Here is a 21,005-nt window from a genome sequence, read left to right on the forward strand (position 1 = left end):
ATCACTCCAGTGCCGCTACAAACTCGTTTATAAAGGCCGCCACGGGCGCCGGGTCCCGCCACCACTGCGCATGCCCCCCGGGCCGCACGGCCAGCCGGGCGTCCGGGCACAGGCGATGCAGGTCGTCCGCCACGGTGGGCGGCACCAGCGCATCCCCCTCGGCGAGACAGGCCGCGACCGGCACCGGACTGGATTGCCAGCAGGCGCGCTGGTCGCGACCCATCAGGCAGGCCAGTCCGGCCGCGAGGCCCGAATCGGTCGCCGGGGCGCCCTCCAGCTCTCCGACCAGATCGGCGGCCAGCGAGGCCGCTTCCGGCGAGCCCCTGGCACAGAGCATCGCGAGGCGCCGGTGCAACCGCCGTCGGGGGCCCTCGAGGGCCAATTGAAAGTCCGCAAGCTCCGCGACCGGCAGCGCATGGGCCCAGTCCGGGGCCGCCGCAAAACGCGGCGTGGCATTAAGCAGCATGAGCCCGCGGGTATCCAGCATCGTTCGCGCCAGCTCCAGTGCAACCAGCCCACCGAGCGACCAGCCCACCCAGACGGGATGCGACAGTGTGCGCGGCAGTTGGGCCCGGATGGCCTCGCAGGTGGCTACAGGATCGCCCAGGGCCTCGCCGCCAGCGAGTTCCCCGTGCCCGGGCAGGGCCGGCGCGTGGATCTCGAACCCGGGCAGCGCGGCACGCAACGGGGCCCAGACGGCCGGGGAAAACCCCCAGCCATGCAGCAGCACCAGGGTCGGGCGCGTCATGGCGGGCCAACCCGCCGCCACCCTGAACTCAGCGCCCCGGCTTGCGTATCATGGGCGCCGGTTCGCGCCGAACCCCACCCAACCGAATCTTCAGGTCGAGTTTGCATGGACATCGTACTGGGCATTGTCATCGCGTATCTGCTGGGATCGCTTTCCACGGCCATCGTCGTGAGCAAATTGCTGCGGCTACCGGACCCGCGTCACACGGGCTCGGGCAACCCCGGTGCGACCAACGTACTGCGCTACGGCGGCAAGAAGGCGGCCATCATCACGTTGATCGGGGATGTCGGCAAGGGCTGGCTGCCGGTGTTCGTCGCCGCCCAGCTCGGCATCTTCCCGACCTGGGCGCTTGGCCTGATCGGCCTGGCCGCCTTCCTCGGACACGTGTTTCCCGTGTACTACCGCTTTGGTGGGGGCAAGGGCGTGGCCACTGCCCTGGGCGTGCTACTGGCGCTCAACCCGCTGGTCGGCGGGCTCACGCTGCTGACCTGGCTCGTGGTCGCCGCGATCTGGCGCTACTCCTCCCTGTCGGCCCTGGTCGCGGCGACCCTGGCACCCGTCTATTTCGTGTTCCTGGAGCCGGACTTCTGGGTCGCGCTGATCGTGGCGGGCATGGCCGTGGTGCTGTTCATCCGCCACGACAGCAACATCCGCCGCCTGATGCGCGGCGAGGAAGGCAAGATCGGCCACAAGAAGGACGAGGCCGAGACGGAAGCACCCCCCCGAGACTAGCGGTCTGCCTCAGGCGGTGAGTTCCGCCAGCGGCCAGCGGGCACGCGCCGTGATCGCCGGGGCCTGGTCGTCGGGCACCCAGCCCGCCTGCAGGCGGCGCAGCCCGGCGAGCGCGATCATCGCACCGTTGTCCGTGCAAAACTCGATCCGCGGAAAGTACACCGGTACCCCCTGCTGCGCGGACATCGCCTGCAGCCCGGCGCGCAGCCGGGTGTTCGCGGCCACCCCGCCGGCGACCACCAGCGCCGGAGCCTGGCTCTGCTCCAGCGCCCGGCGGGTCTTCTCCACCAGGGTCTCGCTGACCGCCTCCTCGAATGCGCGCGCGACATCCTGCGGGCGGTATTCCTGCTTGTTCAACGCAGTCAGCACGGCCGTCTTCAGGCCGGAAAAGCTCATGTCCAGCCCCGGCCGGTCGAGCATCGGGCGCGGCAGACGCAGGGCATCGCTCGCCCCCTGCTCGGCCAGGCGCGACAGGGCGGGACCGCCGGGATAGCCCAGCCCCAGCAGCTTGGCGGTCTTGTCGAAGGCCTCGCCAGCGGCGTCGTCGATGCTCTCGCCCAGCAGTTCGTAGTCGCCCAGAGACCGGGCATGGATCAGCTGCGTGTGCCCGCCCGAGACCAGCAGCACCAGGAACGGGAAATCAAGCCCGGCGTCTTCCAGGAACGGGGCCAGCAGATGGCCTTCGAGATGGTGCACCGGCATCGCCGGCACGCCCCAGCCCCAGGCGAGCGAGCGTGCGACCGAGGCCCCCGTCAGCAGGGCCCCGAGCAGTCCCGGCCCGCCGGTATAGGCGATTGCATCCAGCTCGGGCCCCTTCACGCCCGCCTCGTCCAGCACCGCCCGCAGCAGCGGCAGCAGGCGCCGGATGTGATCGCGCGAAGCGAGCTCCGGGACCACGCCGCCGTAGACCGCATGCAGGTCGGTCTGGCTGTACAGCCGGTGTGCGAGCAGGCCGCGCCGATCATCGATCAGCGCCACGCCCGTCTCATCGCAGGAGGTCTCGATACCCAGGACTTTCATAGGAGCAGCATGCCTCGGGGCGCTGATACGGGGAAGGATTCCGGGCGAACCGGACGGGATTGCGAGTCCCTCACAGGCGGCCGCGCCGATCGGGGATCGCGGAGAAGTCGAGCGCGGCACAGGCGCGACCCAGGGCCATCACCTGAAAGCGCTCGCCCATCTCTCCGGGCAGGGTGAGCATGCGCACGGCCTGGGCGGCCTGCATGGTCTTGCGGGCATCCTCGCCACTGCCGACGCGCGCCTCGAAGCGCTGCGCCAGACCCGCACCCAGCAGGAACTCGCCCTGCGCGGCATAACCGAGCACATCGAGCCCGGCTGCATCCGCGGCCTCGGCCACCGCGGTGAAATCGACGCTGGCCGTCAGGTCCATCAGCCCGGGCTGCGCCAGGGGATCCAGCATCATCTGCTGGCGGTAATAGCCGACCAGCGTGCCCTGGTGGCGCTCCGGGGCGTAATACGCGGCCCGCGGGAAACCGTAGTCGACCAGCAGCGCCACACCCTGTTCCAGGCAGGCGGCCACGCTCGCGACCCAGGCCGCCTGCGCCGGACGCCACTCGGAGGTGTACCCGTCGGGCCAGGGGCCATGTGCTGCCTGCAGCTCGCGCACGGCATCCTCCAGTGGCTCGGGGGCCGGCTGTTCCGCCAGCACCAGACTGCCGTCCCCATCCACTGTGACACCCATCTGCCAGGGCTGGCCCTCACGCCAGCGAAAGAGCTCCACCGGCAGCGCGTCGAGCACCTCGTTCGCCAGCACCACGCCCTGGATCGGCTCCTCGGGCAGGGAATCGAGCCATTCCACCCGAGCATATTCCTCCGGCTCCAGGCATTCGGCCAGATACTCCTGCTGCACGGCGCGCAGGTCCGGGCTGACCTCGATAATCTTGTAGCGCCGCCAGCCCACACCCAGCTCGCGCAACGTCACGAGCACATCGCCCGCCAGCCGCCCGCGGCCCGCGCCAAACTCCAGCAGCTGCCCCGCCCCCACCATCTCGTCGCGCAGCAGCGGGGCCAGCCAGCTGGCCAGGGTCTCGCCGAACAGCGAGGACAGCTCCGGCGCGGTCACGAAATCACCACCCGCGCCCAGCTTGCGCGCCCCGTTCACGTAATAGCCGAGCCCCGGCGCATACAGCGCCTGGTGCATGTAATCGACAAACGGGAGGAACCCACCGTGCTCGGCGATACTCTGTTGCAGGGAGTCGTGCATCTGCCGCGCGATGGCGGCGGCCGGGTCGTCTGGCGTGGTTGTGCTAGGTTTCGGCGGCAGCATGGCGGCAAATGGTACCAAGGCGAGGCATGACGTGACGGAACACACACAGGGAACACCACAGGACGCAGGGGTGGTACTGGTCACCGGCTCCGCGCGCCGTGTCGGCGCGACCATCGTACGCTGGCTGCATGACGAGGGTCTGCGCGTGCTGATCCACTATCGCGGATCGCGCGACGACGCTGCCGCCCTAGCGGATTCACTGAATGCCCGGCGCAAGGACAGCGCGCGCATCCTGCAGGCGGATCTGCTGAACCTGAACGAGATCCAGCGCCTGGCACGCGAGGCGGAAGAGGCCTGGGGGCGGCTGGATTACCTGGTCAACAATGCCTCGACCTTCTACGCGACCCCAGTCGGCGAGATCGATACGCAGGCATGGGATGACCTGGTCGGCTCCAACCTGAAGGCCCCCACCTTTCTGACCCAGGCCTGTGCGCCAGCGCTCGCGCGCACCCGGGGTGCGGTGGTCAACATCGTGGACATTCATGCCCTGCGCCCGCTGAAGGGTTACCCCGTGTATTCCGCGGCGAAGGCGGGACTCTGGGCCTTGACCCAGGCCTATGCCCGCGAACTGGGCCCGGACGTGCGTGTTAACGGCGTCGCACCCGGCGCGATCCTCTCGCCCGAAGACCCGAACAATGCCGGCACGCACGAGGCGATGGTCGAGCGCACCGCACTCAAACGCGAGGGTCACCCGAACGACATCGCACGCACGGTACGCTTTCTGCTGCTGGATGCGCCCTACATCACCGGGCAGGTGATCCCGGTGGACGGCGGACGCTCGGCCTCGCAGTAACGATCCGCGCGACGCGCTACACTGAGTTATCCCGAATCAAGAGAAGAGAACGGCCCATGATCGACCCCAAACGCTTTGACGATCTCGCGCGCCGGATCACCGAGAGCCTGCCGGAATCCGTGCGCCACATGCAGGAAGATGTCCAGCGTCAGGTCCGCTCGTCGCTGCAGCATGGCTTCGAGCGCATGGACCTGGTCACCCGAGAGGACTTCGACGTCCAGGTCGCGCTGCTGGAACGCACGCGCGAACGCCTGGCCGAACTGGAAGCCCGCGTGGAGGCACTCGAAGCCGAGCGCAAGACCGAGGAGTAACACGCCCCACAGAACCGCCGGGCACGGAGGCCCGGACCCGCGAATCTACGGAGGGCAAGGATGCCCATTGCCATTACCCATGCCCGCGCGGTCGCCGGCATCCAGGCACCGCTGGTCACCATCGAGACGCACCTGGCCAACGGCCTGCCGTCGTTCCAGATCGTCGGCCTGCCGGAGGCGGCCGTGCGCGAGAGCCGCGACCGCGTGCGCGCGGCCATCCAGACCAGCGGCTTCGACTTTCCCCGCCGCCGCATCACGGTCAACCTGGCCCCGGCCGACCTACCGAAGGATGGCGGGCGTTTCGATCTGGGCATCGCGCTGGGCATCCTCGCCGCCAGCCAGCAGATGCCGAGCAACGCCCTCGAGGGGCGCGAGTTTCTGGGCGAACTGGGGCTGGACGGGACCCTACGGCCGGTCGGCGGCACGCTGGCCGCCGCGCTGGCGGCCGCCGTTGACGCGCGCGAGCTGATCGTGAATCCCGAGGACGGGGCCGAGGCGGCTCTGGCCAGCGCCGCGCGGGTGCGCACGGCCAGCCACCTGATCGCGGTCTGCGCCGGACTGCAGGGCCAGGGCGAGCTGGACGAGGGCCGCCCCGTCGAAGCGGAACCGGATCGTTACCCCGACCTGGCCGACGTGCGCGGACAGCACCAGGCACGTCGCGCGCTCGAGATCGCGGCCGCCGGCGGCCACCACCTGCTGATGGTCGGCCCGCCCGGCAGCGGCAAATCGATGCTGGCCGCACGCATACCGGGCATCCTGCCACCGATGTCCGAGGCGGAGGCGCTGGAGACCGCCGCGATCCACAGCCTGCGCGACACCGGCCACCTGCAGCGCGACTGGCGCGCCCGGCCGTTCCGCTCGCCCCACCACACGGCCTCGGGGGTCGCGCTGGTCGGTGGCGGCTCCACGCCACGCCCGGGCGAGATCTCTCTGGCCCATCACGGCGTACTGTTTCTGGACGAGCTGACCGAATTCCAGCGCAGTGTGCTGGATGTCCTGCGCGAGCCGCTCGAGACCGGGACGATCCATATCGCCCGGGCCGCCCGGCAGGCAGAGTTTCCCGCACGGTTCCAGCTGGTAGCCGCGATGAACCCCTGCCCACAGGGCTTCGACTGCGACCTCGGGGCACGCTGCCAGTGTTCCCCGGAACAGATGGCGCGCCACCGGCGGCGCCTGTCCGCCCCACTGCTGGACCGTATCGACCTCGCCATCGAGGTCCCGCGCATCCCGCCACCCGAGCTGGCCACGCACGGCGCCCCCGGCGAAGACTCAGGGACCGTCGCGCAGCGCGTCGCCCTCGCCCAGGAACGTCAGCGGCAACGCCAGGGGGCACTCAATCGTGAACTGGCGGGCCAGGCGCTGGGCCAGCACGCCATTCTCGAGGCGGAGGATCGCGCGCTCCTGGACCGGGCGGCGGAGCGCTATCGGCTGTCGGCACGCGCCTACCACCGTATCCTGCGGCTCGCACGCACGATCGCCGATCTCGAACCCAGCGATCCGATCACGACCGCGCACCTGACCGAGGCGCTCAGCTATCGCGCGCTCGATCACTGGCGAACGCAGTAGGCCGCCCAAAGAAAAGGCCCGCGCGGCGACTGCCGGCGCGGGCCTCGAGACCGAGTCAGGTCCGATCAGTCTTCGAAGGTCGCGATAAAGACCGAAAGATCGGCGATGTCTTCGTCCGACAGGCGAGACGCGTTCGGCGCCATCAGGGCCGTGCGATCACCCACGGTCTCGCCGGCACGGTAGCGCACCAGCTTGTCGGCGATGTACTCGGCGGTCTGGCCGGCGATCTTCGGGAAGGCGGGTGAACCCTGGCCCTGGGCGCCGTGGCAGGCGATGCAGGTGGAGTACAGGGATTCGCCGCGGCTCACGTCACCATCATCCAGGGCGATCCCTTCCAGAGCATCGTCGTCCTCGACAGCCGCCTCGTCATCTTCGGCCACGGCCTCGTCGTTGCCGTTTTCATCGCCGTTGGCGTCTTCCGGCTCCCAGCCATGGTCAATGCCGGCTTCATCCAGCATGTAGGCGACTACCAGCTTCACTTCCTCGTCGCTCAGGCTGTCATCGCCGCCGCGAGGCGGCATCGCGCCCATGCCGCTGATGGCATTATCGAACACCTCGTCCAGGCTGCGCTCGTCGAGACGGGCGGCCCAGGCGTCGGAATCGTCCTTGATCGGGGCGTCGGAGGCGCCCGTATCGTGACAGGCTGCACAGACATTGCTGTAGATATCGCCCGGGCTCAGGTCGGCGGCCTCTTCCTCGGCATCCACGGGTCCCGAGGCCACGCGACCAATGGGCTGGATGCGCTCGGCGATGCGGTCACGCTCGGCCTCGCTGGGCTCGCCCAGCTGGAGCCCTCCCATGAAGTTCGCCAACTGGATCAACAGGTAGATCACAGTGGCGAGCAGCGCCACGGATGCGATGAACAACAACACCTTGTTACCGGTGTCCATCTTGATCGGTTGATTCGCCACTTGTCTCCCTCCGAAAGGTGCGGGCCGCGCGCGGCCGTAATGGTTCCTAGCCCAAGTCTTCCCACGCGCCAGGCGCGCAAATCGGGCGCCGAGTATAGGGCATCGTCCCGCTCGGGACCACAAACCCAGTAGGGCAGTCAAAAAATGCGCTGGACGGACCCATTCGGCGCCCCGTATCATGACCCGTCTTGCGCCCGTAGCTCAGCTGGATAGAGCGCTGCCCTCCGGAGGCAGAGGTCAGAGGTTCGAATCCTCTCGGGCGCGCCATTACGCAGAAAGGGGCCCTCGTGGCCCCTTTCTGCGTAATGGGGTGTCTGAGGGCCCGATTCGAACCTCCGTTCGAGCCGAGGCCCGCGCAGCGGGCCGACGCGCGGTACCGCCGCAGGCGGTGCCGGTCCGCAGGACCAAGCGACCGCAGGTCGCGCAGCCATCCTCTCGGGCGCGACGCCTGAACACCCCCGAGCCCAACGCCGCGCCCCCGTCGAATCAAGGCCTGCGCAGCGGCACGGCATCGCAAGTCACCCCCTCGGCGATAGCCTCGGGGCGTTCGCCGGCGCGAAGCCGTGCTTCGCGAAACCCCGGCTCACCCTCTCGGGCGCAATATCGTTGTGCTTCCCAACAGGCTCTCGCTCCACCAACCAGGCGCACCAACATCCTGAGCCGCAAATGCCACCACTCCCTTGATCCAGATCAAATCGAGGCCCCGGCAGTGGCGCTAGCGTGAGGGTGACCACTGAAATCGGGAGAGCGTGATGCTGACGGAAATCATGTTTCAATCGCCCATCGGAATCCTGACGATCCTGACCCTCGTGGGCATCGTGGCGTTCTTCGTGTATGTCGGATACTTCATCCTGCACGGCATGCACGAACAGGACGACAAGACGAAGTAACAAAGCCGAGTTTGCTGTACACCATAAAGAAACGGGCCAGGATTCTGGCCCGTTTCTGGTTGCGTGTTCGCTTCCCAACCTCCCGGCGGTTCACCGGCAATATACCGGATAACCGCGGGTAGCTGGCCGGCATTACGAGCCGGAGCCCCCGGGGGTATCCCCCAGTTCCCAGCGGCGCGCGTCGGTCGGGTCGGTGGCCGGCGCAACCGCGGCTCGGCCGCGAGCGGGCTCGGCCAGGGAGTTGGTGCAGGTCTGGGCCCCGTGGTACAGACGCACGACGTGCTTGGCCTCGGCGAAGAACAACCAGCGTTCCATGCCGATGCCAATCAGGCTCGAGACCGCCGCCAGCCAGGCGATGCCCGCCGGGGCACCCGACAGGATCGACGCGAACACCAGGACCGGGGCCACAAAGCCGAGCAGGAAGACACCCATCTTCACGTTGTCGATGGTGTCCTTGCGCGGGTCGTAGCCAAACTCGTCGGTCAGGAAGGTGCCGGCCGTGTGGCCGGTATCCAGCAGACGCACGGTGGCCCGGTTGAAGGTCGTGGCGGTGTTGATCGTCGGGCCGTTCACGCGCGAGATCCAGAAGTAGTAGATCCCCTTGAGCACGGCGGCGGCGACCAGCGCGACCATCGCAACACCCGCATGCAGCGTCGTGGCATTGCCAAACACGGTGGCAATCGCGGCAAACAGCGTGGTGCCGGTCGCGATGCCCAGCATGATGTAGTTGGCCGGGGTCAGCGCGGTATTCCACTGGCGGATGGTCTTCAGACAACCGTAGATCATGCCGGTGGAGAACAGGGTGATCACGGCCAGCACGGCGGCGATCACCCCTGCCAGTGCCGGCAGTGGCCCGATGGCCGCGCCCTGCAGCAGGACGCCCAGGCCATAGATCCCGGCGAAGGGATAGAACAGCACCGCGAACACGGCCTCGCGCGACAGCCAGGAGGTCTTGAAGCGCATGAACGAGCGCCAGGCGTTCTTCTTGTTCGCCAGGTGGCCGGTGGAGAGCATCAGCCCCAGGGTGATCATCCCCAGCGACGCCGCGCCGTGCGCCAGCAGCTCGCCATGGCTCATGGCCGGGCCGATGCCCGCGAGATGGAAGGCCGCCAGCAGGATGAACAGGCCGTAGCCGGCACCGGAGATGACGGTAAACAGGATGACGGAAAATGCCGGATGCATATGAATTCTCCCGATCGGGCCGCGCCTAGCGCGCGACCATCTTGTTGACCCAGTCCTTCACCGAGCTGACCACGCGGTTGGCCCGCACGTCGTCGATGGGAATGGGACGGGTGATACGCGGGGGCAGATAGGTGTTGACCGGCTTGTAGCCCAGCTCCGGCATCTGCTTCACACCGCCGCGCTCGCGCACCAGGCGGCTGACCTCGGAGTTGTCGTCGTCGAAGTCACCGAAAAACCGGGCATGGGCCGGGCAGGTGATCACGCAGGCGGGCTGGCGCTCTTCCGGCGGCAGCTGCTCGTCGTAGATGCGGTCCACGCACAGGGTGCACTTCTTCATTACGCCGTCTTCGCGGTCCAGCTCGCGCGCGCCATAGGGGCAGGCCCAGGCGCAGTAGTTGCAACCCATGCACTTGTCCTGGTCGACCAGCACGATGCCGTCTTCCGGACGCTTGTAGGAGGCGCCGGTCGGGCAGACATTCACGCAGTCGGCATGCTGGCAGTGCATGCAGGACATCGGGATGTTCACGGTCTTGTTGTTGGGGTAGTCCCCGACCTCGTAGTGGCGCACACGGTTGAACCAGACGCCGCTCGGGTCCTCGCCGTACGGGCGATAGTCGGTCAGCGCACCGGTGGTGCCACTGGTGTTCCACTGCTTGCAGGCCACCGCACAGGCGTGGCAGCCCACGCAGGTGTCCATGTCGATTACGAGTCCAAGTCGCATACAACTACTCCTCAAATTTCCTCGGGCCGCCGGCCGGGGCCGGCGGCGTGGCCCAGATCCGTGATACCTAGCGGTCTTCGTCCAGCGAGCCGCGGGTCAGCACGTCACGGATGGAACGATTCAGGTGCACCGGCTTGTGCGCGGCGTAGCGCAACTGGTCCGGGGCCTCGGTCATGCCGGGGGCCGGCTTGACCGTCTCGAAGTCGGGCCAGGTGCTGGTCTCTTCCGGATCGGCCGGGGTGATCTTGACCTTCAGGTCGTACCACGCGGCCTGGCCGGTCACCGGATCGGAGTTGGTGATCTGGTCCACCGGATCGCCCTTCTTCGGCAGCAGCTCGCTGATCAGGTGGTTCATCAGGAAGCCCTTGTTGGACTCGTTCGCATCCGGCTTGAGGCCCCAGGCACCCTTCTGCTTGCCGATGGCGTTCCAGGTCCAGACGGTGCTCGGCTCGCAGCCCTCGATCAGCTTGACCTGCACGCGGACACGGCCGTTGTGCGACTCCATCCACACCCAGGACAGGTCCTCAATGCCCATGGACTCCGCCTTACCGCGGTTCATGTACAGGTAGTTCTGGGCGCAGATCTGGCGCAGCCAGGCGTTCTGCGAATCCCAGGAGTGGTACATGAACATCGGGCGCTGGTTGACCGCGTAGAACGGGTACTCGTCCTCGTCGATCCGGGTCTGCTCCAGCGGCTTGTGCCAGATCGGCAGCGGATCGAAGAACTGGGTCAGGCGATCCTTGTGCTCCTGCTTGGTCGGCTGCGGGCCGTCATACAGGCCCTGGCCGGCCAGCTTGAAGCGCTGCTGGGTCTCGGAGTAGAGCTCGATCGTGATCGGATCGGTCTTGCCCACCCAGCCGGCGTGCTTGGCCAGCTCCAGGTACTCCTTGTTCGCGTAGCGGTAGAACTGCTGGTTCGGCGCCAGGTGATGCACGAAGAACCCCTGGTTCTCGATGTACGCCTCCCACTGCTTCGGGTTCGGCTCGCCACGCAGGTGGGTCTGGCCGTCCTTGCCGCGGTAGCCGGACAGGAAGCCGATGCCCGGCTCCTTCTCGAAGTTGACGATGAAGTCCTTGTAGTCCGCGAACTTGCGGCTGCCGTCATCGTTGGTGAACGCCGGGAACTTCAGACGCCCGGCCAGCTCGACCATCACCTCCTGCCACGGACGCACGTCGCGATCGACCTCGAGGATCGGGTGGCGGATGGAGTCCGCCGCCGCGGCCGGCTCGGAGATCGGACGGTCCAGCATGGAGATGGTGTCGTAGCGCTCCAGATAGGTCGTGTCCGGGAGCACCAGATCGGCAAAGTTGACCGTCTCCGAATGGAACGCGTCCGCGACCACCAGGAACGGGATCTTGTACTCGCCGCTGTCGTCCTTGGCCCGCAGCATGTCCATCACCTCGGCGGTATTCATCGAGGAGTTCCAGGACATGTTCGCCATGAAGAAGATCAGCGTGTCGATCGGGTACGGATCGCCGTTGACCGCGTTGGTCACCACCATGTGCATCAGGCCATGGTTGGAGATCGGGGCATCCCAGGAGAAGGCCTTGTCGATACGCAGTGGGTTGCCGTCGTCATCGATGACCAGGTCCTCCGGCGCGGTCGGAAAACCGAGCGGCGGGCTCTTCAGCGGGGTGTTCGGCGCGCATTCCTTGGCCGGCTTGATGCCCGGCGGGACGTGCTTGGGATACGGCGGCTTGGCCAGATGACCGCCGGGGCAGTCCACCGAACCCAGCATGATCTGCAGCAGATGGATCGCGCGGCAGGTCTGGAAGCCGTTGGAGTGCGCGGAGATGCCGCGCATCGCGTGCATGGAGACCGGACGGCCGAACACCTTGTCGTGCTTGCGGCCCCAGGAGTCGGTCCACTCGATGTCGAGTTCGATCGTCTCCTTGAACGCGACGTGGGCCATCTCCAGGGCCAGGCGCTCGGTCTGGTCGGCCGGAACGCCGGTGATCTTCGCAGTGTTTTCCGGGGCATATTCCTCGGACAGGTAACGCTCGGCCAGCAGCGTCATCACGGTCTTGACCGGGCGGCCGTCGGGCGCGGTGTACTCGCCGAACAGCGCCGGCTTGATGTCGACCTGGGTGCCGTCGACGAACGCTTCCTGCTCCAGTTCCCAGACCAGCGGGTTGCCGGCCTCGTCACGCAGGATCAGGCCATCGCCCTTCTGCCCCGGGGTCTGCACCACCAGCTGGGTGGCGTTGGTGTAGCGCACCAGGAAGTCCCAGTCGAACTGGTCGTTCTTCAGCAACACGTGCAGCATCGACAACGCGAACAGGCCGTCGGTACCGGGCTTGATGCCCACCCACTCGTCGGCAATCGCCTGGTAGCCGGTGCGCACCGGGTTGATCGCGACGAACTTGCCGCCGCGGCGCTTGAGCTTCTCCAACCCGATCTTGATCGGGTTGGAGGCATGGTCTTCCGCCACGCCCCAGAGCATGTGGTACTTGGTGCGGTCCCAGTCGGGGTCGCCGAATTCCCAGAACGCGAAACCGGTGGTGTACAGACCGCCAGTGGCCATGTTGACCGAGCAGAAACCACCGTGGGCCGCCCAGTTGTAGGTACCGAACTGGGTCGCCCAAAGACCGGTCAGGGCCTGCATCTGGTCGCGGCCGGTGAAGAACGCCAGCTTGCGCGGGTCGGTCTCGCGGATCTTCTGCAGACGCGTGGACAGCATGTCCAGGGCCTCGTCCCAGGAGATCGGCTCGAACTCGCCGGCGCCACGCTCGGTGCCCGGCTTGCGGCGCATCGGCTGGTGCAGGCGCGCCGGGGACTGCTGCTTCATGATGCCGGCGTTGCCCTTGGCGCAGAGCACACCCTTGTTGATCGGGTGGTGCCGGTTGCCCTGGATATAGCGGACCTTGTTGTTCTGGACCGTAACCTTGATGCCGCAGCGGCAGGCACACATGTAGCAGGTGGTGTACTTGATCTCCTGCTCGCTGTGGTTCTCGAACTCGGGTAAGGCACTCATTCAGGCGACCCCATAGATTATGGTTTGCTTATTCACGCTCGGCATATTGGCCATAAAGCGGACTTTTGGCCAACGAAAAGTTCTTATCTAGAAATAAGCAAAAATAATCTACGAGAGAATTTATTTATTGCCACGTCGAATCTGGGGCCTTGTTGTGGCAATCACGGAAAAGTGGTCTACGATGTGTACCATGAAACATATCGCCCCCATCGGCAGGACGGGACACCCCATGGAAGAACGACTCAAGGACGAGAATGCGCTGGTCGACGCCTTCGGCCGCCGTATCGAATATGTCCGTCTCTCGGTCACCGACCGCTGCGACCTGCGCTGCTTCTACTGCATGCCCAAGGGCTTTCGTGACTTCGAGGAGCCGGAGCACTGGCTGAGCTTCGACGAGATCGAACGCGTGATGGGGGCCTTCGGGCGGCTTGGCACCCGCCGCGTGCGCCTGACCGGCGGCGAGCCGCTGGTCCGCAAGAACCTCCCGGACCTGGCCGCACGCCTGAACGCCCTGCCCGGCATCGACGACATCTCGCTGTCCACCAATGCCACGCGCATGGCGCGCCATGCCCAGGAGTTGAAGGATGCCGGCGTGGCCCGCATCAACGTCAGCCTCGACTCGCTCAAGCCCGAGGTCTTCAAGGAGATCACCGGCGGGAAGCTGGAAAAGGTCCTGGACGGCCTGATGGCATCCAAGGCCGCCGGGCTCGACCCGATCAAGATCAACATGGTGGTAATGGGCGGGATCAACGAGCCGGAGGTCGAGGACATGGTCGACTTCTGCATCGAACACGGCTTCACCCTGCGCTTCATCGAGACCATGCCGATGGGCGATACCGGGCGCGAGGCGAAAGAGGGTCACTACGTGAACCTGCAGGACGTGCGCGCCCGCCTGGAACAGCGCTACAACCTGGTACCCGGCGTGATGCCCGGCGGCGGCCCGGCCCGCTACATGCAGATCCCGGATACCGACGTGCGCATCGGCTTCATCACGCCGATCTCACAGCACTTCTGCGACACCTGCAACCGCGTACGCCTGTCGGTCGACGGCACCATCTACACCTGCCTGGGCAACGACCACAGCCTGAACCTGCGCCCCTACCTGCGTGAAGGCTGCAGCGATGCGGAACTCGAAGAACTGGTGATCCAGGCGATCAACCTGAAGCCCGAGCGTCACGAGTTCTCGGAACGCCCGGAGAAGGTCATGCGCTTCATGTCCATGACCGGCGGCTGACACCACCGCGAGAGCTCACCGCAACAAGAACCCCAACAAGAAAGGTCCATCTCGCTGGACGGGCCTTTCTTGTTCAGGGCCCGGCCACCACGGTGACTAGCTGAGCACCCCGCGCAGGATGAAGAAGAACACGATGGCGAGGATCGCCCCGGCCGGCAGGGTCACGATCCAGGACATGAAGATCATGCGCACCAGGCGCAGGTCGATCGCCGCGATCCCGCGCGCCATGCCAACACCGAGGATTGCCCCCACCAGCGTATGGGTAGTGGAGATCGGCAGCCCGGTACCGGAGGCCAGCACGACGGTTGCGGCCGCCGCCGCAGTGGCCGCGTAACCGCGGCTCGGGGTGAGCTGGGTGATGCCGGTGCCAACCGTGGCGATCACCTTGTGGCCATAGGTGAACAGCCCGAAGACGATCCCGAAACCACCCAGCAACAGCACCCACATCGGCACCACGGTCTCCGGGTCCACCTCGCCGGTGTGGATCACATCCACCACCGCCGCCAGCGGCCCGACCGCGTTCGCCACGTCGTTGGAGCCCAGCGCAAAGGCCATCGCGCAGCCGGTCACGACCATCATCACGCCGAAGACCTTCTCGACATCGCTGAAATGCGAGCCATGGGCTTGCGGGGAGATCTCCTCGAAACGCAGGCGCCGAATCGCGAGGAGCCCAACCGCCACCACTCCCAGGCTGATCAGCACGGCAAACCCGTAGGCCTGCGCGGTGGTCAGGTCCAACCCGACATGCGTCAGCCCCTTGAACATCGTGACCAGCGCGGTGACGAGGGCCGTCAGGAAGATGTACAGCGGGGCCCAGCGCTTGGCGTTTTTCAGGGGGTCGACGGTATCCAGGATCAGCAGCTGAATGCTGCGGAACAGCGCGAAGGCGATCATGCCGCCGATCATCGGCGAAAGCACCCAGGAGATCGCGATGGTCCCGACGCGCTCCCAGCGCACCACCTCGAATCCGAGGCCCACCACCGCAAAGCCGATGATCGCGCCGATGATGGAGTGCGTGGTGGAGACCGGCCAGCCGAAATAGGAGGCGGTCAATAGCCAGGTGCCCGCTGCCGCCAGGGCCGCGAGCATGCCGAAGACCAGTAACGAGGGACTGTCCGCAAGCAGAGCCGAGTCCACCATCCCGCTACGGATGGTCTGCGTGACCTCGCCGCCCGCCAGCCAGGCCCCGGCGAACACGAACACCGCGGCCACAAAGACCGCCTGGCGAATGTTGAGGGCCCGCGAGCCGACCGAGGTACCCATCGCATTGGCGACATCGTTGGCGCCGATGCCCCAGGCCATGAAGAGCCCGAAGATGACTGCAAGGCCGAGCAACAGGGTGTCGTATTCCATGCCGTCTGCGTCAGTTGGTGGCGGTGTTTACTTGGCCAGCATCAGTTGCAGGCGGCTGCCCACGCGCTGGGCCAGATCGGCCAGCTCGCCAATGGAGTCAATCACGCGGTACATGAACATCACGTTCACCGGGGGCAGCTCCGCCTCCTGGGCAAACAGGATCTCGCGCACCTCGCGTTGCGCCTCGTCGGATTCGTGCTCGATCTGGTCGAGCTCGGTCAGGATGTCATTGACCACCTCGACCTCGTGCCCGCGAAAGCCCGCCTCGACCAGTTCGTCGAGCTCGTCGACCGCACGGCCAGCCTGATTCACCGCATCCACACTGCGGTCCAGAAAGCGTTGCAACGGATCCTGCATATTGGCCGGGAACTGCATCTGACGTCCGAGCATCAACCCCGCGATGTCCTTGGCCATGTTCGCGATACGGTCCTGGATCAGCAGGGTATCGAGCACGTCGCGCCGCGACATCGCCAGCATCATCCCCTTGGGCAGGTGCAGCCGCAGATCCTTCTTCAGGCGGTCCGCCTCGTGTTCGAGCTTGACGATCTTCCGCTGCTGAGCGCGCGCAGTATCCCAGTCGTCCCGGGCCATGGCCTCGATGAACGGCGGGAGCTCGGCGATGCAGGCACGAACCTTCTCCATGTGCGCCTGCAAGGGGCGCACCGGCGAACGGCCAAACAGTTCGAAGACGAAGTTCTTGGGGCTCATGGCGGCGCGAAGAATGTCACAAAGGCGCAATGTACCGCAAAACAACCCTCGATACCCTGTCCCCTGCAGGCGAATGCGCGCCGCGTGCGCTACACTCGCGATCAGAGCTGGGGGTGCCCGCGCCATGTGCCGGGCTGAGAGAGTCCCCTAGGGAAACACGGACCAATGTACACGCTCGCGTTGGTGCCTCAGGTTTTCCGAGACAAGGCGCGCCGTGCAGCGGGTAGTGGTTCTACCCGCAAGCGGTGCAACGCAGGATCGGGGAACCTGGGGCACCAACCCGCAACTTAATCAACGAGGGGGCTTGGCCGCCCGTTGTTGATCAAAAGCGGGCGCGCGCACGGCGTTGCGGCTCCCTTGTGCAGAATGACTGCACGGCAGTCGCCGCGCCTTGTTCGCACGCAAAAGCGACTCGAGCGCGAGCGTGTACATTGGTCCGTGTTTCCCCGCACCTGAACCGGTTAACACCGGCGGAGGGAAGCTCGGTCAACGGTCTGCTGTACCCGGGGTTCCTGCTCCCGCGATCGCCCTGCCCGCGCTCCCTTCGCCTCACGCGACAGCAGAGGTCCAATCATGAGCGCCATCCCCGAGTCGTTTGCCCGCAAGACCGCCGAGGTCTCCGCAGAAGTCACCCGCCCGTTCCCGAACTCCGAGAAATGCTACGTCGAGGGTTCGCGCGCGGACATCCGCGTGCCGTATCGCGAGGTCGCGCAGACACCGACGATGACCTCCGGCACGCCCGAGGACAATCCGCCAATCCCGGTCTACGACACCTCCGGCCCCTACACCGATCCAGAGGCGAGTATCGACCTGACCCGCGGACTGCCGGACCTGCGCGGCGGCTGGATCGACGAACGCGGCGACACCGAGTGGCTGGACGGCCCTAGCTCGGAGTACGGCCGCGCCCGCGCCGCCGACCCGGAGCTGGCGAGCCTGCGCTTCGAGCACATCCGCCCGCCGCGCCGCGCGAAGGCCGGCGCGAACGTCTCGCAGATGCACTACGCCCGGAAGGGCATCATCACCCCGGAGATGGAGTACGTCGCGATCCGGGAGAACAACCGCCTCGAGGCGCTGCGCGCCGACCCGCGCTACCAGAAGCTGCTGCGCCAGCACGCCGGCGAGTCCTTCGGCGCCTCGATTCCGGAAGAAATCACCCCCGAGTTCGTGCGCGAGGAGATCGCCCGCGGCCGCGCGATCATCCCGGCGAACATCAATCACCCCGAGCTCGAGCCGATGATCATCGGCCGCAACTTCCGGGTGAAGGTGAACACCAACATCGGCAACTCCGCGGTCACCTCCTCGATCGAGGAGGAGGTTGAAAAACTCGTGTGGTCCGCGCGCTGGGGCGGTGACACCCTGATGGACCTGTCCACCGGCAAGAACATCCACGAGACCCGCGAGTGGATCCTGCGCAACTCGCCGGTACCGATCGGCACCGTGCCGATCTACCAGGCGCTGGAGAAGGTCGACGGCAAGCCCGAGGACCTGACCTGGGAGCTGTTCCGCGACACCCTGATCGAGCAGGCCGAGCAGGGCGTGGACTACTTCACCATTCATGCCGGCGTGCGCCTGCAGTACGTACCGCTGACCGCCGACCGCGTGACCGGCATCGTCTCCCGCGGCGGATCGATCATGGCCAAGTGGTGCCTGGCGCATCACCAGGAGAACTTCCTCTACACCCACTTCGACGAGATCTGCGAGATCATGAAGGCGTTCGATGTCTCCTTCTCGCTGGGCGACGGCCTGCGCCCCGGCTGCCTGGCCGACGCCAACGACGCCGCCCAGTTCGGCGAGCTGGAGACCCTGGGCGAGCTGACGCAGAAGGCCTGGGCGCAGGACGTGCAGGTGATGATCGAGGGCCCCGGCCACGTCCCGCTGCAAAAGGTCAAGGAGAACGTCGACAAGGAGCTGGAGGACTGCTTCGAGGCGCCGTTCTACACCCTCGGCCCACTGGTGACCGACATCGCCCCGGCCTACGACCACATCACCTCCGGCATCGGCGCGGCCAACATCGGCTGGTACGGCACCGCGATGCTCTGCTACGTGACACCGAAAGAACATTTGGGCCTGCCCAACAAGCAGGACGTGCGCGACGGCATCATCACCTACAAGATCGCTGCCCATGCCGCCGATCTGGCCAAGGGCTTCCCCGGCGCGCAACTGCAGGACAACGCACTCAGCAAGGCGCGCTTCGAGTTCCGCTGGGAGGACCAGTTCAACCTGGCACTGGACCCGGAGCGCGCGCGCGAATTCCACGACGAGACCCTGCCGAAGGAGGCGCACAAAGTCGCCCACTTCTGCTCCATGTGCGGGCCGAACTTCTGCTCGATGAAGATCACCCAGGACGTGCGCGACTACGCCGCGGCGCAGGGCATCAGCGCGGACGAGGCCCTGCAGAAGGGCATGCAGGAGAAGGCGGTGGAATTCGTCGAGAAGGGCGCGGAGATCTACCGGAAGGCCTGACGGTCCGTTAACGAAATCTGGCTGGCCAGACAGAGCAGGCCAGCCAGAATCGAGAACTGATACCAAATTCGCAAGGAAGCGCTACCGATCGGTCGTTAAGCGCAACCCGTCACTGGCTCCAGACAGGTGGGGCGTCTACGCTTTGTGTACTGCGCCCAGCATCAATCGGCTGCCGGGAGGAGTACGGCATGGCGACCACCCGTTGCCTTCGTAGCGCCATTGCCCTTGCCGCGGTGCTGGCCGTCTGTCAGGTCGGGACGGCCGCGGCCGAGGAAGACGGGATGGCCCGACAGTGGGCGGAAACCTCGGTCTTCGCCTATGGCGCGCGCTGGACCGACACCCGCTTCGTCGAAATCCTCCGTTTCCAGACCGAGATGCAGGACTCGCACCTGGCGGCGGTCGGCATCTCCCGCCGCCTGCACCGCTTCGGTGACCACCTGCATCTCGAAGGCGAGGTCAACGTCGCCCGGCACTGGGGTCAGCAGGATCACTTCGAACTGAACGCGGCCGCCAACCTCCGCTGGACCCGTTTCCCCTGGGACCACCTGGTGGACACCTCGGCTGCCTGGGGCATAGGCCCCTCGCGTGCCTTCGGCGAGCCAGTCATCGAAGATAGCCGCCCCAGCCGCACACAGGCATTCATGATGGCCGAAATCGCCTTCGCCCCTCCCGCGTCGCGGGACAGTTCCTGGGAAGCCTTCCTGCGCATCCATCACCGTTCCGGCGTCTTTGGTGTGGTCAGCGACGCCAGCGGCTCCAATTTCATCGCCACCGGACTACGCTTCCACTTCGGCCCCCGATAACGCGCGACTTGGCTCACCAGCCGCCGTCTGATCCGACTCAATGCGGCTTGCAAGGACTCTCGGCAGCGGGAGTGCGGCCTCGGTGTTCGCCCTGGTGGCCCCACCGCGAGGCATGCTCACATCCAGAGTCCGACACTACTGTGTACGAGTCTCCTTGATCAGCGTACCTCTAGGCGGTTGCGGCCGTTCTTCTTGGCCGCGTACAGGGCCTGGTCGGCCCGATCGAAGGTGTCGACCATACGTTCGCCCGGACGGTGTTCGGTCACGCCGAAGCTTGCCGTCCGCCGGCCTACCGTGTCGAAGTCGAAGGCATTGATCCGGGCCTGCAGGTCGCGGGCAGCCACCTGCGCCTGCGCGATATCGGTTTGCGGCAGCAGCACGAAGAACTCCTCGCCGCCAATCCGGCCAATGGCATCCACCTTCCGCAGATTCTGGCGCAGCAGGTCGGCGAACTGCCGTAGCACCCTGTCGCCGGCATTGTGGCCCCAGGTATCGTTCACCGCCTTGAAGTGGTCAATGTCGATCAGGATCACGGAAAACGGCTGGCCATAGCGTTCGGTACGGGCACGTTCCTCCTCGAACAGTTGTTCGGTGTGCGCCCGGTTCGACAACGAGGTCAGTTCGTCGATCTGCGCGGAACGCTCGAGCTGGCGTTGTTGCAGGAAGGTGTGCTTGCGGGCGCGCTCCAGAATGAAGGCACTGAGTCCGCCAAACGAGAAGGCGGCCAGCACCCACAGTAGATGCAGCTGTATCAATTCGCCCTGCATGGGTTGGTGGAAGGCAGCCGCAATCACCAACGCAACGATTGCGATCGCGGCAATGGATGCCTGACGCAGGGGCAGACCCGATATTGCAAAGGTCCACATGATGCTGAGATAGATCTCGGGGGCGAACACCAGGAACTGCGGCGATCCCGTATTGAGATAGAGATTGGCGCCATTCGCGACGACCGGCGCCACCATCAGCAGGGCCCACATCGGCCGCTGCAGGGATGCCCGGAAGCTCATCGCGGCCACCGCCAGCAGCATTCCGGGCACCAGGGCCGCATGAGCGAGCAGCCTCGCGCTGTGCAGGTCGGTCGCCACCGACTGCTCGACGGCGCTGAACAGGAAGTACATCAGGGCCGTCAGAAGCGCGATGTAACGGACCTGCGGGATGCGCACCTGGCGATGCCAGGTATCGAACGCCCGCCGGACGGTCAAGTCTTCCTGGTGCAGCGGATCCCTCAGGGCCCGCAGGCGCCTGGTGCTACCCAATCGCCGACTCCTTTCGTTGTTCGGGCGCGCAAATACCCGGCCCTGCACTTCCCCCGCGCACCCAACGAACAGG

Annotated in this window: 18 protein-coding genes and 1 tRNA gene; 9 read left to right on the top strand and 10 right to left on the bottom strand. The window is 66.3% G+C overall.

Annotated elements, in window-relative coordinates; genetic code table 11:
* Position 1: 1 nt before the first annotated feature.
* Positions 2–748, bottom strand: coding sequence for an alpha/beta fold hydrolase (locus C935_RS0102395; RefSeq protein ID WP_018860914.1), 747 nt, complete (start codon positions 746–748; stop codon positions 2–4).
* 105 nt (positions 749–853) lie between these two features.
* Between C935_RS0102395 and plsY the strand changes: the two genes are divergently transcribed.
* On the top strand, positions 854–1,480 hold the full coding sequence (plsY, locus tag C935_RS0102400) for a glycerol-3-phosphate 1-O-acyltransferase PlsY (protein WP_018860915.1): 627 nt from the start codon (positions 854–856) through the stop codon (positions 1,478–1,480).
* 9 nt (positions 1,481–1,489) lie between these two features.
* Here the strand turns inward: plsY and tsaD are convergent, their stop codons facing one another.
* Together tsaD and C935_RS0102410 are read right to left on the bottom strand one after the other, a co-directional pair.
* A complete protein-coding gene (tsaD, locus tag C935_RS0102405) occupies positions 1,490–2,500 on the bottom strand; it encodes a tRNA (adenosine(37)-N6)-threonylcarbamoyltransferase complex transferase subunit TsaD (protein WP_018860916.1) in 1,011 nt (336 codons plus the stop codon).
* Between the two features lie 70 nt (positions 2,501–2,570).
* On the bottom strand, positions 2,571–3,704 hold the full coding sequence (locus C935_RS0102410) for a class I SAM-dependent methyltransferase (RefSeq protein ID WP_018860917.1): 1,134 nt from the start codon (positions 3,702–3,704) through the stop codon (positions 2,571–2,573).
* A 133-nt stretch (positions 3,705–3,837) separates the two neighbouring features.
* Here C935_RS0102410 and C935_RS0102415 point away from each other — a divergent pair, with 133 nt between their 5' ends.
* From C935_RS0102415 to C935_RS0102425, 3 genes are read left to right on the top strand one after another with little or no spacing between them, the layout of a single operon-like run.
* Positions 3,838–4,560, top strand: a complete 723-nt coding sequence (locus C935_RS0102415; protein WP_018860918.1) for a pteridine reductase — start codon at positions 3,838–3,840, stop codon at positions 4,558–4,560.
* A 56-nt stretch (positions 4,561–4,616) separates the two neighbouring features.
* The gene (locus C935_RS0102420) at positions 4,617–4,871 is read left to right on the top strand and encodes an accessory factor UbiK family protein (protein WP_018860919.1); all 255 of its coding nucleotides are present in this window, start codon (positions 4,617–4,619) and stop codon (positions 4,869–4,871) included.
* A 60-nt stretch (positions 4,872–4,931) separates the two neighbouring features.
* Positions 4,932–6,437: a YifB family Mg chelatase-like AAA ATPase gene (locus C935_RS0102425; RefSeq protein WP_018860920.1), complete on the top strand. Its 1,506-nt coding sequence runs from the start codon at positions 4,932–4,934 to the stop codon at positions 6,435–6,437.
* A gap of 65 nt (positions 6,438–6,502) precedes the next feature.
* Here C935_RS0102425 and C935_RS0102430 read toward each other — a convergent pair whose 3' ends face one another.
* Entirely contained in the window at positions 6,503–7,348 is an 846-nt protein-coding gene (locus C935_RS0102430) for a c-type cytochrome (RefSeq protein ID WP_018860921.1), read from the bottom strand.
* Positions 7,349–7,538: 190 nt separating this feature from the next.
* Between C935_RS0102430 and C935_RS0102435 the strand changes: the two genes are divergently transcribed.
* Together C935_RS0102435 and C935_RS13315 are read left to right on the top strand one after the other, a co-directional pair.
* Positions 7,539–7,615 (top strand) — tRNA-Arg (locus C935_RS0102435).
* Positions 7,616–8,100: 485 nt separating this feature from the next.
* Complete coding sequence (locus tag C935_RS13315) at positions 8,101–8,238, top strand: hypothetical protein (protein ID WP_018860922.1); 138 nt, start codon at positions 8,101–8,103, stop codon at positions 8,236–8,238.
* A 132-nt stretch (positions 8,239–8,370) separates the two neighbouring features.
* On the opposite strand, the gene C935_RS0102445 is transcribed toward C935_RS13315, so the two are convergent.
* The 3 genes from C935_RS0102445 to C935_RS0102455 all read right to left on the bottom strand — a co-directional run bounded on the left by C935_RS0102445 (position 8,371) and on the right by C935_RS0102455 (position 13,115).
* Positions 8,371–9,420, bottom strand: a complete 1,050-nt coding sequence (locus C935_RS0102445) for a DmsC/YnfH family molybdoenzyme membrane anchor subunit (protein WP_018860923.1) — start codon at positions 9,418–9,420, stop codon at positions 8,371–8,373.
* Between the two features lie 25 nt (positions 9,421–9,445).
* Positions 9,446–10,141, bottom strand: coding sequence for a 4Fe-4S dicluster domain-containing protein (locus C935_RS0102450; protein ID WP_018860924.1), 696 nt, complete (start codon positions 10,139–10,141; stop codon positions 9,446–9,448).
* A gap of 67 nt (positions 10,142–10,208) precedes the next feature.
* A complete protein-coding gene (locus tag C935_RS0102455; protein WP_018860925.1) occupies positions 10,209–13,115 on the bottom strand; it encodes a molybdopterin oxidoreductase family protein in 2,907 nt (968 codons plus the stop codon).
* 229 nt (positions 13,116–13,344) lie between these two features.
* Here C935_RS0102455 and moaA point away from each other — a divergent pair, with 229 nt between their 5' ends.
* Positions 13,345–14,349, top strand: a complete 1,005-nt coding sequence (moaA, locus tag C935_RS0102460) for a GTP 3',8-cyclase MoaA (protein WP_018860926.1) — start codon at positions 13,345–13,347, stop codon at positions 14,347–14,349.
* 96 nt (positions 14,350–14,445) lie between these two features.
* On the opposite strand, the gene C935_RS0102465 is transcribed toward moaA, so the two are convergent.
* Together C935_RS0102465 and C935_RS0102470 are read right to left on the bottom strand one after the other, a co-directional pair.
* On the bottom strand, positions 14,446–15,702 hold the full coding sequence (locus C935_RS0102465) for an inorganic phosphate transporter (RefSeq protein ID WP_018860927.1): 1,257 nt from the start codon (positions 15,700–15,702) through the stop codon (positions 14,446–14,448).
* A 27-nt stretch (positions 15,703–15,729) separates the two neighbouring features.
* Complete coding sequence (locus C935_RS0102470; protein ID WP_018860928.1) at positions 15,730–16,410, bottom strand: TIGR00153 family protein; 681 nt, start codon at positions 16,408–16,410, stop codon at positions 15,730–15,732.
* 573 nt (positions 16,411–16,983) lie between these two features.
* On the opposite strand from C935_RS0102470, the gene thiC reads away from it, so the two are divergent.
* Positions 16,984–18,873, top strand: a complete 1,890-nt coding sequence (gene thiC, locus C935_RS0102475; protein ID WP_018860929.1) for a phosphomethylpyrimidine synthase ThiC — start codon at positions 16,984–16,986, stop codon at positions 18,871–18,873.
* Between the two features lie 188 nt (positions 18,874–19,061).
* Positions 19,062–19,676 (top strand): hypothetical protein, encoded by a 615-nt coding sequence (locus tag C935_RS0102480; protein WP_018860930.1) that lies wholly within the window; start codon positions 19,062–19,064, stop codon positions 19,674–19,676.
* 158 nt (positions 19,677–19,834) lie between these two features.
* Here C935_RS0102480 and C935_RS0102485 read toward each other — a convergent pair whose 3' ends face one another.
* On the bottom strand, positions 19,835–20,932 hold the full coding sequence (locus tag C935_RS0102485; RefSeq protein ID WP_018860931.1) for a diguanylate cyclase: 1,098 nt from the start codon (positions 20,930–20,932) through the stop codon (positions 19,835–19,837).
* Positions 20,933–21,005 lie beyond the last annotated feature (73 nt).

This window comes from Thioalkalivibrio sp. ALJ3 (genome assembly GCF_000377205.1).
Taxonomy (GTDB): domain Bacteria; phylum Pseudomonadota; class Gammaproteobacteria; order Ectothiorhodospirales; family Ectothiorhodospiraceae; genus Thioalkalivibrio.